General features: G+C 61.2%; 10 protein-coding genes. 3 read left to right on the forward strand and 7 right to left on the reverse strand.

What is annotated here, in order from left to right:
* Nucleotides 1-103 precede the first annotated feature (103 nt).
* Genes GRF63_RS05495 through GRF63_RS05505 form a run of 3 tightly spaced genes read left to right on the forward strand, consistent with a single transcriptional unit; the run spans nucleotide 104 to nucleotide 7,324 of the window.
* Nucleotides 104-955 (forward strand): arginyltransferase, encoded by an 852-nt coding sequence (locus GRF63_RS05495; protein ID WP_160484930.1) that lies wholly within the window; start codon nucleotides 104-106, stop codon nucleotides 953-955.
* A gap of 10 nt (nucleotides 956-965) precedes the next feature.
* Nucleotides 966-3,107 carry an autotransporter assembly complex protein TamA gene (locus tag GRF63_RS05500; protein WP_160484931.1) on the forward strand — a complete coding sequence of 714 codons (2,142 nt, stop codon included), beginning with the start codon at nucleotides 966-968 and terminating at the stop codon, nucleotides 3,105-3,107.
* 17 nt (nucleotides 3,108-3,124) lie between these two features.
* Nucleotides 3,125-7,324, forward strand: a complete 4,200-nt coding sequence (locus GRF63_RS05505) for a translocation/assembly module TamB domain-containing protein (protein WP_237392297.1) — start codon at nucleotides 3,125-3,127, stop codon at nucleotides 7,322-7,324.
* An 84-nt stretch (nucleotides 7,325-7,408) separates the two neighbouring features.
* Here the strand turns inward: GRF63_RS05505 and GRF63_RS05510 are convergent, their stop codons facing one another.
* The 7 genes from GRF63_RS05510 to GRF63_RS05540 all read right to left on the reverse strand — a co-directional run bounded on the left by GRF63_RS05510 (nucleotide 7,409) and on the right by GRF63_RS05540 (nucleotide 13,336).
* The gene (locus tag GRF63_RS05510) at nucleotides 7,409-7,966 is read right to left on the reverse strand and encodes a fasciclin domain-containing protein (RefSeq protein ID WP_160484933.1); all 558 of its coding nucleotides are present in this window, start codon (nucleotides 7,964-7,966) and stop codon (nucleotides 7,409-7,411) included.
* A 15-nt stretch (nucleotides 7,967-7,981) separates the two neighbouring features.
* A complete protein-coding gene (locus GRF63_RS05515) occupies nucleotides 7,982-9,064 on the reverse strand; it encodes a hypothetical protein (protein ID WP_160484934.1) in 1,083 nt (360 codons plus the stop codon).
* Nucleotides 9,065-9,123: 59 nt separating this feature from the next.
* Nucleotides 9,124-9,729: a lysozyme gene (locus GRF63_RS05520; RefSeq protein WP_160484935.1), complete on the reverse strand. Its 606-nt coding sequence runs from the start codon at nucleotides 9,727-9,729 to the stop codon at nucleotides 9,124-9,126.
* Between the two features lie 189 nt (nucleotides 9,730-9,918).
* Nucleotides 9,919-11,328: a type I glutamate--ammonia ligase gene (gene glnA / locus GRF63_RS05525; protein WP_160484936.1), complete on the reverse strand. Its 1,410-nt coding sequence runs from the start codon at nucleotides 11,326-11,328 to the stop codon at nucleotides 9,919-9,921.
* Between the two features lie 69 nt (nucleotides 11,329-11,397).
* Complete coding sequence (locus tag GRF63_RS05530; protein WP_119585706.1) at nucleotides 11,398-11,736, reverse strand: P-II family nitrogen regulator; 339 nt, start codon at nucleotides 11,734-11,736, stop codon at nucleotides 11,398-11,400.
* A 275-nt stretch (nucleotides 11,737-12,011) separates the two neighbouring features.
* Nucleotides 12,012-12,959 (reverse strand): N-acetyl-gamma-glutamyl-phosphate reductase, encoded by a 948-nt coding sequence (gene argC / locus GRF63_RS05535; protein ID WP_160484937.1) that lies wholly within the window; start codon nucleotides 12,957-12,959, stop codon nucleotides 12,012-12,014.
* 2 nt (nucleotides 12,960-12,961) lie between these two features.
* Complete coding sequence (locus GRF63_RS05540) at nucleotides 12,962-13,336, reverse strand: hypothetical protein (RefSeq protein WP_237392298.1); 375 nt, start codon at nucleotides 13,334-13,336, stop codon at nucleotides 12,962-12,964.
* Nucleotides 13,337-13,385 lie beyond the last annotated feature (49 nt).

Genomic DNA, 13,385 nt, shown 5'->3' on the forward strand with positions numbered 1-13,385 from the left:
CGCGATTCTCTGCGGTCATAACGGCCCCGGATCTCGCAGAATGAACCGCGTGACAGTTTGAACGCCAGAAATTGAACGCTAGAAAAGAGGATCGCCCAACCCCGTGTCGGCACCCGTTCGCTTCCCCCGCTTTTTCGTGACCAGCCCCGCGCCGTGTCCGTACCTGCCGGGCCGCACGGAGCGGAAGGTCTTCACCGAGCTGAAGGGCCCGCATGCAGAGCAGTTGAACGATGCGCTGGGCCGCATCGGCTTCCGCCGCAGCCAGACGGTGGCCTATCGGCCAAGCTGCGAGGGATGCAAGGCCTGCGTTTCCGTCCGCGTCTCGGCAGAAGACTTCAAACCATCGAGTTCGCAAAAGCGCGCGCTGAAGCGCAATGCGGACCTTGAAGTGACTGAATGCCGATCCTGGGCAACCGAAGAACAGTTCGCACTGTTGCAGCGATATCTGGAGCATCGCCACCCCGGCGGCGGCATGGCCGCGATGGACGAGGTGGACTATGCAGACATGGTCGAACACACCAGCGTATCGAGCTTTGTCATTGAATATAGGGAACCTTCTGAGGACGGTTCTATTGGACGTTTGGTCGCAGCTTGTTTAACAGACAGGCAAGCGGACGGGTTGTCGATGATTTACAGCTTCTACGACCCCGAATTGGAGCATCGTAGCGGCCTTGGGAATTACGTCATTCTCGAACACATCCGGCGCGCCGCGCAGGCGGGGCTTCCCTATGTCTATCTTGGCTACTGGGTCGAAGGGTCTGAGCGGATGCAATACAAGGTCCGCTTCCGCCCTCTCGAAGCGCTTGGCCCCGATGGCTGGCGGCGCATGTCCGAAGACGAACAGCGCAGCCTCATCGATGGGGTGGCCAAGGGAAATTGTGCAAGAGCTCCTGCTACGGATGGCGGATCGAAAGACAACACGCCCGGATTGCAACAGGAATACAAGCTCACCTGAGTGCAATTCCATGACTGCCCGCACTTCTACCGCGCTGGCCGCGGCGCTCGCGCTGCTTGCCAATCCCTTGGTCCAGGCGGCGCATGCCCAGGAGACGCAGGATACGCCGCGCCTTGAAGACCTGATTCCCGATGCCGCAGTTGAAAATCCGGAAGACTGGGCATCGCAAGGCGTGCCGCCAAGTGATCAGGCCGATGCGAATGCGCAGGCGCCGCTTGATGCCGATGCGCCATTGGCCGCCATGCCGATGGTCACCATCCCATGGCCCGAAGATATAGAGCTTCCGCAGCTTGCCCCGCTGGAAGCTGAAGATCCCATTGAATTCGTTCAGTTCGATGACGCGATCCCACGCGTTCCAACCGGCAGTGAGGAGCGCGTTTCCGAAGAGCTGGTGCTGGTGTTCCCCACCGAGCAGTCGCTGTTCCCGCAGCGGGACGAATTCCTCGATCGGTTCAAGGCGCTCTCCACGATCGAGCAGCTTGACGATGACGATAATCTCGCCCGCCTCGCCGCGCAGGCGCGGGCGGATGAGGCATTGCTGCAGCAATTGCTGGATGTTTACGGCTATTTCGATGCGCAGGTGATCCGCACCGTCGGCCAAGTGGATGCCACCACCGCCGTCGATCTGGACAGGCCCGCCGTCCGTTTCGATATCGTGCCGGGGCAACGATTCACCGTCGGCGCCATCGATCTTGGCAATCTGCAGGCCGCAGGCGATCAGTATGATGCCCTGCGCAGCGCCTATGAAATCAATGTCGGCGATCCGATCTCGCTCGACAAGATCGAGGAAGAGCAGTTTGACCTCGATACCGCGCTTGGCGAAAGCGGGTTCCCCTTCGCCACGATCGATGCGCCATCGCTGCTGGTGGATCACGACCGCGAAGAGGGCGATATCACCATGCCGGTGGAGCCCAATGGCCGCTATCGTTTTGGCACCGTCATCAGTTCCGATCCCGAATTCCTGTCCAGCCGCCATCTCACCACCATCGCTCGCTGGGACGAGGGCGATATCTACACCCGCAGTGACGAGATGGACCTGCGCCGTGCCATGCTGGCCACCGGGCTTCTGGGTTCTGTCGAGCTGACCCCTGTCGTGGTGCAGGATCCGGCCAATGGCGAACCCGGCATCGTCGATATAGAGGCAGAGCTTTCAAAGGCGCCGCTGCGCACGCTTGCAGGCAGCATCGGTTTCGGCACTGAAGAAGGCATCCGGCTGGCCGGAAGCTGGGAACATCGCAATCTCTTCCCGCCCGAAGGCATGCTGCGCGTTCGCGGTATCCTCGGCACGCAGGAACAGCTGGCGGGCGTCACCTTCCGCAAGAACAATTTCAAGGGCCGCGATCGTATCCTGACGGTGGACGCTTTTGCCTCCACCATCGATTACGATGCCTATGATGCGCGCACCGCTTCGCTGATCGGCACGTATGAGCGGGTGAGCACCCTGCTGTTCCAGAAGGCGTTCAGCTGGTCCGTGGGGCTGGAACTGGTCGCCACGCAGGAAAGCGAGCGTAACGCCGCGGGTGAGACGCTGGACCGCGAGAACTACTTCATCGCTGCCTTGCCGCTTTATGCGCAGCTCGATAATTCTGATGATCTGCTGGACCCGACCAAGGGCTGGCGCCTGTCGGGCCGCCTCTCGCCGGAAATTTCCGAGAACGAGGGGATCAAGAGCTTCTATATCCGCAGCCAGGCCGACGCGACCTATTACAAGTCCGTGGGCGAGAACACCGTGCTGGCCGGCCGCGTCCGCTTCGCCTCCATCCCCGGTGCTCCGCTGGAAGCCATCGCGCCATCGCGCAGGCTCTATGCCGGCGGCGGCGGATCGGTGCGCGGTTACGGCTATCGTGAAATCGGCCCACTCAACAGTTCGGGCAATCCGCTGGGTGGACGTAGCCTGGTGGAACTTTCGGCAGAGGCACGTATCGGCACCGGCTTCATGGATGGCGCCGTCAGTGTGGTTCCATTCGTCGATGCAGGTTCCGTGGGCCTTGATCCCACGCCCGATTTCCAGTCGATCAAGTTCGGTGCAGGCGTCGGCGTTCGCTACGCCACCGGTTTCGGCCCACTTCGTTTGGATGTGGCTTTCCCGCTGAACCCCGGCCCCAATGATAATTGGGTCGCCGTCTATGTCGCACTGGGCCAGGCCTTCTGATGGCGGACGGTGCTGCCATGGATGAGCCCGTCGCACAGGAAGACGTGCAGCCCCGCCGCAAACGGCGCGTTCCCATTCGCATCCTGAAAGGGGTGGGTTGGATTTTTGCCGGGTTGCTGGCGATCATCCTGCTGGCAATTGCATTCCTGCACACGCCGCCGGGCCGCCAGTTCATCGTAGACGAGATCAGCAAGTTCGCGCCTGCCTCCGGCCTGCGCGTCGAAGTGGGTGAGATCGATGGCTCTGTATTGTGGAGCAGCACGCTTTACGATGTGAAGCTTTATGACGCCAATGATACGCTGTTCCTGGAAGTGCCGACGATTGACCTGAACTGGCGGCCCTATCGCTGGTTCACCAGCGGGCTGGACGTGCGGCACCTGGTGCTCACCAACGGCACGCTCTATGCCGCGCCGGAACTGGAGCCGGGCGATCCCGACGCGCCGATCCTGCCCGATTTCGACATTCGCGTTGATCGTTTCGTGATCGACAATCTTACCGTTGCAGAAGGCTTGCTGGGCGAACAGCGGGTGATCGATTTCGCCGCCAAGGCCGACATTCGCGATGGCCTTGTCTATCTGGATGCTGACGGCGAATTTGGCGGCGGCGATGAATTTGCGGCGCTGGTCCATGCAGAGCCCGATGGCAACATGTTCGACCTCGATCTGAACTGGCAGGCTCCTGCCGGTGGCTTCCTGGCGGAAATGGTTGGCGCAGAGCAGGACCTTTCGATCAATCTCGTCGGTGATGGCAGTTGGACGTCGTGGAAGGGTGACCTGCAGGCGGTGCAGGGCGGCAGCGATCTGCTGGATTTCGAGATTTTCAACGAAAGCGGGCAGTACCGCATCACAGGGCAGGCGCGGCCTTCGGCGTACCTTGAGGGGATACCGCAACGCGCGCTTGGCGACCTTGTCACGCTTGATGCATCCGGCACGCTGGAAAATTCGGTGCTGGATGGCGAATTCTCTCTGCAGGGCCAAGGCGTGAACGCCAATGGCGATGGCGTGATAGATCTGGCCGACAACGCCTTCGACAATCTCAATTTTGCCGTGCAGCTGCTGGACCCGACGCTGTTTTCTGAAGGCGTCGCGCTCAACGGGCTGACCATGGAAGGCACGCTGGACGGCACATTCCGCGATCTTACCGTGCCGCACACGCTCTCGGTGGATGAAATCGATGCTGGCGGCATCACTGTTTCCAACGTGCGGCAGGCGGGCACCATCACGTTTGACGGCACGCGTGCGAATATCCCGGTGGATGCGCAGATTGGCCGCATCGTCAGCGGGAATGACCTGTTCGATCCGCGCCTCGTCAACGGCAACCTTGGAGGCACGCTGGTCTATGCGGGCGGAGAAATCCTGTCTGATGATCTGGCAGTTCAGTTCCAGGGCCTGCGGGCGCGGCTGGGCCTCAACAGCAATCTTGAAACCGGTCTTACCCGTGTAAACGGGCCGGTGAACATTGCGGATCTGCAGTTCGAGAATATCGGCACCATCGATGCAGGCGCGCAAATCCGCTTCCGTATCGGCGGCGATGCACCATGGATGCTGCGCGCCGAATTGCAGGGCCGCGTTGACGAGGTAACCAATTCCACCATCGCCAATCTTGCGGGCGAGAATATCCGTTTCGACGGCGGCATCGTGATGGGCGGAGAACAGCCGCTGGTGTTCCAGAACATGGATATCAATGCCAGCCTGCTGACAGCCACGCTGGATGGCCGCGTGGATGACAGCGGCACCAGCATCGCCGGATATGGCCGCCACGCAGATTATGGCCCCTTCACCGTCGAAGCCACGCTGGCCGATGATGGCCCGCGGGCAGAGCTGGTGTTTGCCGATCCGCTGCCCGCTGCTGGCCTAGCGGATGTTCGTGTCAGCCTTTCGCCAACCGAAAATGGCTTTGCCATCGAAACCAGCGGCGGATCGATGCTGGGCGCATTCGATGGCGAGCTGTATCTGGAGATCGCCGAAAATGGCGACACCGCCGTCAGGATAGATCGCCTGGACGTGGCCGAAACGCGCGTTAGCGGTACGCTCAATCTGGTGGAAGGCGGCGTTGCCGGACAGCTCGCCGTGGGCAATGGCGGACTGGACGGCACAATCGATCTGGCCGTGCGCGATGGCGGGCAGGGCTTTGATATCAATCTGGTTGCCGATAACGCGCGCTTTGGCGGGGCAACGCCCATTTCCATCGCCAGCGGCACGATCGATGCGAGCGGCCTGATTGCTGAGGGCAACACCACGGTGATGGGCAACGCCCGCCTGCGCGGACTGTCCTACGGTAACCTGTTTATCGGCCGCCTGGCCGCGCAAGCGGAAGTCACCAACGGAACCGGCACTTTCGATGCCGCCATCACCGGGCAGCGCGGCAGCCAGTTCGAGCTGTTGCTGAATGGCCAGGTTGCCCCGAACCGGATCGCCGTGGCGGCGCAGGGTTCCTACGCCGGCCGCGAGATCACCATGCCGCGCCGCGCCGTTCTGACCAGCATGGCGGGCGGCGGTTGGGAGCTGCAACGTTCGCAAATCAGCTATGGCAATGGCTATGTGATCGCCAGTGGCCAGTTCGGCGGCGAAGGGCCGATGCAGGGCCGCATTGCCTTGTCCGACATGCCGCTGGATATCATTGGCGCGCTTTCGGGCGATCTTGCCATCGGCGGAGAGATTTCGGGTGTGATCGACATAGAGCAGGGCGCAAACGGCCTGCCTGTGGGCGAGGCGCGGCTGAAGGTGGATGATCTCACCCGCTCCAGCCTGCTGCTGACGTCGCAGCCGATGGATATTGCCCTGGTCGCAAACCTTTCCGAGGATCTGCTGCAGGCCCGCGCCGTCATGTCTGATACTTCGGGCGCGAATGGCCGCCTGCAGGCGCGCATTGCCAATCTGCCAAGATCGGGCTCGCTCACCAGCAGGCTCTATAATGGCGATCTGTTTGGGCAGTTCCGCTATAATGGCTCTGCTGCGTCGCTGTGGCGACTGGCTGCCATCGATCTGCTGGATATGACGGGCGACATTTCCGTGGCCGCCAACATGCGCGGTTCCCTGGGTGATCCGCAGATTCGCGGCTCTCTGGAGGGGGATGACCTTCGCCTTCGCAGCACGCTGACCGGCACCGACATCACCGGCATGCGGGCGCGCGGCACCTTCACCGGATCGCGGCTGGCGCTTACCAGCTTTGCCGGCACCGCGCCCAATGGCGGCCGTATTTCGGGCAGCGGCTTTGTTGACCTGTCCGCCATTTCCGCCACGCGCGGCCCGCAGATCGATCTGCGCCTGGCAGCGCGCAACGCAGAGATCGTGGACCTGGAGAACATGGGCGCCACGGTAACCGGGCCGATCCGCATCGTGTCCAACGGCGTGGGCGGAACCATCGCGGGCCGTCTGGAGGCCACCAGTGCACGCTGGCAGCTCGGCACCTCGGAAGTGCTGACCGAATTGCCCAGCGTGGAGGTGACAGAGATCAACCTGCCTGCCGATCAGCGCCCTGCCATCCTCAGCCAGACGCCGTGGAGCTTCCTGATCGACGTTCGCGCGCCGGGCGGCATCGAAGTGGACGGCATGGGCCTCGAAAGCGAGTGGCGCACGGAGAACCTGCTGCTGCGCGGAACGACGGACGATCCGCGCGTGGGCGGCTCTGTTTCCATCGTGCCGAGGCAGGGTTCCTACTCTTTCGCGGGCACCCGGTTCGAGATTACGCGCGGCGAGATCGACTTCGATCGCAATGTCCCCATCGATCCGCGCATCGATCTTACCGCCATTACCAATGTGAACGGGCTCTCGGTAGAAGTGGACGTTTCGGGCAGTGCCAGCCAGCCGGAGATCACCTTCTCCTCCACCCCGGCCTTGCCGGAAGAGGAACTGCTGGCGCGCCTGCTGTTTGGTGGATCGATCACGGATCTTTCCGCCACGGACGCGCTGCAACTGGGTGCAGCCGTTGCATCCCTGCGCGGTGGTGGCGGGGTTGGCCCGATCAACAAGCTGCGCAATGCAGTGGGGCTGGACCGCTTGCGCATCATTCCTGCCGATCCTGCGCTGGATCGCGGCACAGCGGTGGCGCTGGGCAAGAACTTTGGCCGCCGCTTCTATGTCGAGATTATCACCGACGGCGCAGGCTATAACGCCAGCGAACTGGAATTCCGCGTAACCAGCTGGCTGAACCTGCTGGCGACTGTCAGCACGATCGGAAGGCATCAGGCCGCAGCGGAATATCGCCGCGATTACTGATTTTCTGAAGAGATGGTTTTCAGGCATGAAAAAGGGGGCGAACCGGATGGTGCGCCCCCTTTGTCTTTCGCCGGATCTATAGATCTATTGCGGATCGCCCATCGACTTCAGAACCGTGTCGACCGGAAATAGCGAGCCGTTTGCCCCGCTGATCACGTCACCCGTCACGATGGCCTTCGATCCATCGGAGGAGGTGACAACTAGGTTCTCTCCCTCGTTGCTGAAGGTGAGCGTATTCGATCCCATCGTTTGCATTTCCACCGATCCGCCGGACTGGCCGATGGCGGCTTCAATGTCCGCGCGGGAAAGGTATCCCGGTACGATATGCTCGCGCACGATGGCCACGCGAGCCGCGCCTGCTTCCTCGCCATCCATCGGCAGATCAAGTTCGGCAAAAGCATCATCCGTTGGGGCAAAGATCGTATAGGATGCCGTGCCATCGAAAATGGCCTGCAATCCTGCATTCCCCAAAATGCCGGAGATGACGGAAAGATTATCGGCATCTTCCAGCAGGGCGGCAAGCGTGTCTGAACGGACTTCCTGCGTGCCATCCTCTGCTACGTCTGCATCGGAATTGCAGGCGGACAGGCTGACGAGACCGGCAGCGGCGATGATCGCTGTGAGTGTGTGATTGTGTTGCATGTGCTCAACAGGTCCTTAAATCAGCATTTCGATGGCCGCTGCGACCAGCCGTGTTTCGGGGTCGATTTCGTAGATGTAACCGTCGTTATAGCGGTACATCGACTGCGGCCCGTCGTAATAGCGATCACGATAGCTGTAGGGCACGTTGTACACGTCATAGCCGCGCGGCATGGGTTGGCCGACGGTGAATTCATCGCCCGTCAGCAGCGCCGCGATGGAAGTGATGGCAGTGGTTTCCGGGTCCAGCCGGTACACCACATTATCGGCATAGCGATAATTGTCGCGCCCGCCGAGGCCGTAATAATCCTCGTAATAGGCGGGCATGCGGGAATAGCGATAATCCTGCGGCCACGGATTGCCGATGGACAGGGCACCGCCAAGCAGAGGGATATAGCCCGATATTGCTCCACCCCGGCCAAGCTGCATCAGGAAGCCATCGTCATAGTAGTAATTGCCGCGCCTGTCTCCGAACAGGTCGCCAAGGCCCCACCAGTTCGGGCTGTAGTCGTAATAGCGGTTGCCATCCTGCTTGCGGGCCTGGCCCGGCGGGCGACAGCCATTGTACTTGCGCGCAAGGCCGGGAGGGCAGCCTTCCGCAATTCCGCGGCTGGCGCGGCGAAAATCGAAGTTCGGACCGTCGTCATAACCGATGGAAATGCCATCACCGCCGCGATTGCGTGAATTGCCGTTTCCGTTTCTGTCGCCGTCATAGCGCCGGTCAAAATCATTACCGCGATTGGCTGTGCGTCCATTGCCGTTATCGGCGTTCCCACGGTTTACGTTGCCGCGATCGCCGCGATCACCCCTGTCGGCCTTGCCATTGCCTCTGTCGGCATTGCCTCTATCGGCGTTTCCATTGCCGCGCTTTTGCGGGCCAGCGTCGCGATTGCCGCGCTCCTGCTGTTGACCGCCGCGTTTATCGCGATTGGCATTGCCGTTACCCTTGCCTTGGCCGTTACCTTTGCCGGGGCCGGGCGCTTCTGCCCGCTGGCCACCGCCATTGCCATTGTTACCCTTGTTCCCGTTGCCATTGCCTTGGGCAAGAGCCGGGGATGCCGCCAGCGCGATGGCTGAGATCGATGCTATCCAAAGTTTCATTTTCAGCTCCTTGTGAGCCGAAAGAACGGCATACCCCGCGGCCTTGTTCCTGATAATTGTTAATCCGTGCCAGAACGATAAAGCGCGCATTCCGCATCGCGGCGACGGGAGAGGCCTTTCATCACGCGGCCGCCGGCATAGCACCAGCGGGCAAATTCCTGCGCTGCACCATCATGGTCTCCCGCCTTGTGCTTGCGGGTCAGCGTGGCGGTGGCGATCGCTCCGGTGTTGTAGTGAAAGCTGACGAGAGCATCGAATTGCCGCTGGCTGGTGGGCGCATCGCCAAGCGCGGCGGCAACCTGCCGGGCATAGCGTTCCAGATCGGCTTCCAGGCGGGCATCACAGGCTTCCTGGCTCCACACGGTGCCGGGGCCGATGCCGGGGCCGGTCGCGCCCCAGCCGATGGTCCAGGGCGCAGCGCCTGTGCCGGGATCGGGATAGGCCTCCATACGTCCATCACGCCGTCTTTTCGCGCAGCCTTCGAAACGCTTGATCAGCGCGATGCCGTCTTTGCCCACAGTGGTTGGCTGCCGGTAACGTGGAACACCTGGAACACTGTCCTGAACAAGGTCGTCGAGCGCATCGTCGATCGCGTCCACCTCCCGCTGGCGCAGGCCGCGGCCAAGGATCTTTCGGATGGTATCGAACAGGGGTTTGCGCGTCATTTTCTGCCTCTTCTTAAGGATATGGGGCGAGTGCGCTAGGTTCGCCAGCATGCTGTAGGACAGGGCAGGCATGCGGGTAGACTGGCATGAGGCGGTGGACGGATTCCTTCTGGCAGCACCAGGAACCCCATAGAAAAAGGGCCGCCCGGTTTCCCGAGCGGCCCTTTTCTGTTTCGAATGCGCGAGCAATCAGCTGGAGTAATACATATCGTATTCAACCGGGCTCGGCGTGGTGTTGAAGCGGATGCAATCTTCGCGCTTCAGTTCGATATAGGCATCGATCTGTTCCTTGCTGAACACGTCACCGGCCAGCAGGAAGTCCATGTCCGCTTCCAGAGCGTCCAGCGCTTCATCCAGCGAAGCACATACGGTCGGCACATTGGCAAGCTCAGCCGGCGGCAGATCGTACAGGTTCTTGTCCATGGCATCGCCCGGATGGATCTTGTTCTGGATACCATCGATACCGGCCATCAGCAGTGCTGCGGATGAGAGGTAGGGGTTGGCCAGCGGATCGGGGAAACGGAATTCCACGCGCTTGGCCTTTTCGCCCGCACCGTAAGGAATGCGGCACGAGGCAGAGCGGTTGCGCGCCGAATAGGCGAGCAGCACGGGTGCCTCGAAACCCGGCACCAGACGCTTGTAGCTGTTGGTGGTGGGGTTGGTGAAGGCGTTACAGGCCTTGGCATGCTTGATCACGCCGCCGATGTAATACAGGCAGGTGTCGGACAGACCGGCATAGCCATCACCGGCGAAGGTGTTCTTGCCGTCCTTCCAGATCGACATATGCGTGTGCATGCCGGATCCGTTGTCCATCTTGATGGGCTTGGGCATGAAGGTGGCCGTCTTGCCATAGGCATGGGCAACCTGCTGCGTCACATATTTGTAGATCTGCGTGCGGTCGGCGGTTTCCACCAGCTCGCCAAAGGTCATGCCCAGTTCGTGCTGCGCGGCGGCAACCTCGTGGTGCTGCTTGTCCATGGGCAGGCCCATTTCCAGCATGGTGCTGACCATTTCGGCGCGGATGTCCATGGCGCTGTCAACCGGAGCGACGGGGAAATAGCCGCCCTTGGCACGCGGGCGGTGGCCCATGTTGCCCATTTCCATCTCGGTGCCGGTGTTGGTGGGCAGCTCAACATCGTCGATCTGGAAGCCGGAACCGGCATAACCATCTTCGAAGCGCACATCGTCGAACATGAAGAATTCAGGCTCTACACCAACATACACGGTGTCACCCAGGCCGGCAGACTTCACGTAGTTCTGCGCGCGCTTGGCGGTGGAACGCGGATCGCGTGCGTAAAGCGAGCCGTCGGACGGTTCCACGATATCGCAGAACAGTACCAGCATCGGCGTGGCGCTGAACGGATCGACATAGACCGCTTCCAGATCCGGCTTCAGGATCATGTCGGATTCGTTGATGACCTTCCAGCCCTCGATCGAGGAGCCATCGAACATCATGCCTTCTTCCAGCATGTCTTCATCAACGACGCCGGCGCACATCGAGAGGTGCTGCCACTTGCCCTTGGGGTCGGTGAAGCGGACGTCGACCCATTCGATCTCCTCGTCCTTGATGCGCTTCACGATGTCCTTTGCGTCAGCCATGGTAATCCTTCCTTGAATTGAACGTATGAATGTTTTTGCGGCGATATCGCCTGTTTGTCTGAAAGCGCCCTAGAGAGCGGCGTCGTCCTGTTCCCCGGTCCGGATACGGATGGCCGTACCGATGTCGGAAACGAAAATCTTGCCGTCGCCGATGCGGCCGGTCTTGGCGGCATTTGCGATAGCCTCTGTCACCTGTTCGGCGAGCGAATCGGGCACGATGATCTCAAGTTTCACCTTGGGCAGAAAATCGACGACATATTCGGCGCCGCGATACAGCTCCGTATGGCCTTTCTGGCGGCCGAAGCCCTTCGCCTCTGTCACCGTGATCCCGGATACGCCAACTTCGTGCAGGGCATCCTTCACTTCGTCCAGCTTGAAGGGCTTGATGATCGCTTCGATTTTTTTCACGTGTGTCCCTGTCTCTACCCAACTGCGGCCCGACCCAACTGCAATGGGGTCTTACTCCCGTGGGGCTTCCCGAAGAAAACAGCTTCAAGAATCATGCCAGACCGCGCGTGTGAATGGGTAGACAATCAAGGGCCGCAGCGAAAGGGCGGAATAGCAACAATCGCGCGATTCATTCGCCGGGCGGGGCAATCAAATTGCGTGCGCGGCGGGCGTGAGTTTGATGCTTTTGAAGGCAGTGCTGCCCAAAAAACGGGCACAGCAATCGGGCAGGGGGATCAGAGGTGCAGGCCTGCCATCGGATCACAACCTGCCATCAGGTTGAGCGATTGCACCGCTGCGCCGCTGGCACCCTTGCCAAGATTATCCAGCTTCGCCACCAGGCGGGCCGTGTCGCCCTTGGCATCGGCGAAGACATAAAGGTCCAGCCGGTCTGACGGGGCGGCCTGCTTGTGCAACAGGATTTCGCTGACGTTCTCTTCCGCTTCATGCACGGTGATGAGCGGGGCGTTTTCGTAATAGCGAGCCAGTTCCTTGCGCAGGTCCACTGCTGCAGAGGCGTTGCGCATGGCCAGGATCGGCAGCGGGATTTCCACCACCATGCCGCGAAAACCGGGCACCACTGCGGGCGAGAATACAGGCGCGTTCTCCAGTCCGGCCTTGGCCTTCATTTCATCCAGATGCTTGTGATCCAGCGAAAGGCCATAGCCGAGATAGGCTATATCGCTGCCGCCGCTTTCGCCAGCATCCTCGAACCGTTGGATCAGACCCTTGCCGCCGCCCGAATATCCGGAAACGGCATGCACGGTGTAGGGCCATTCGCGCGGCAACAGTTTTGCCCGCACCAGCGGCGCCATCAGGGCGAGGAAGCCAGTTGGATAACAGCCGGGGTTCGACACCCGATCTGCGCCTGCAACCACGTTGGGGCCAACCAGTTCGGGGAAGCCGTAGATCCAGCCGCGCGCCGTGCGGTGGGCGGTGGATGCATCGATAATCCGCGTGTTGCTGCCTTCATCGATCATGGCCACGGCATCGCGCGCGGCATCATCGGGCAAGCAGAGAATTGCGAAATCGGCAAAATTCAGGGCAGAGCGGCGGCAGTCATCATCCTTGCGTTCGGCATCGTTCAGCCGAACCAGTTCGAATTCCTCCCGGTTTTCCAACCGTTCGGCAATTTCCAGTCCGGTCGTCCCGGCCGCGCCATCGATGAAGACGGTATGCGCCATGCTCAGCCTCCCAAGGTTTCCAGTCTATCGAGCCGGATGTAGCCAACCGGCCCTTCCAGCGAGAGGCAACCCCACGCCCAATCGCGAGTGATGTCCAGCACTTCGAAGCTGTCGCCTTCCAGCAGCACGCACAGCTCTTCCGATGTATCGCTAGGATCGGCGTAAAGCGGCGCGCCGCCGGGCAGCACGGCACGCGGCTGCGGCACAGCGTAGTGGGGCACGAAATGCTTACCCGCGAGGCCAATGTGCGCCAGATCGCCACGGATCGGCTCTGCCCTGGAATCCGGGCGCGATACGGGGCCTGCCAGCACGTATGGTCCCTGCGCGGCGAGTGCCGATCCTGTCATGTCATCCTGGCTCAAGCGCCGCTCTTCCATTGTTCGTGGCCGAAGGTATGCCCCTTGCGGAAACAGCGCGCTTAGACGC

It is taken from the genome of Aurantiacibacter rhizosphaerae, assembly GCF_009807005.1.
Lineage (GTDB): Bacteria > Pseudomonadota > Alphaproteobacteria > Sphingomonadales > Sphingomonadaceae > Alteraurantiacibacter > Alteraurantiacibacter rhizosphaerae.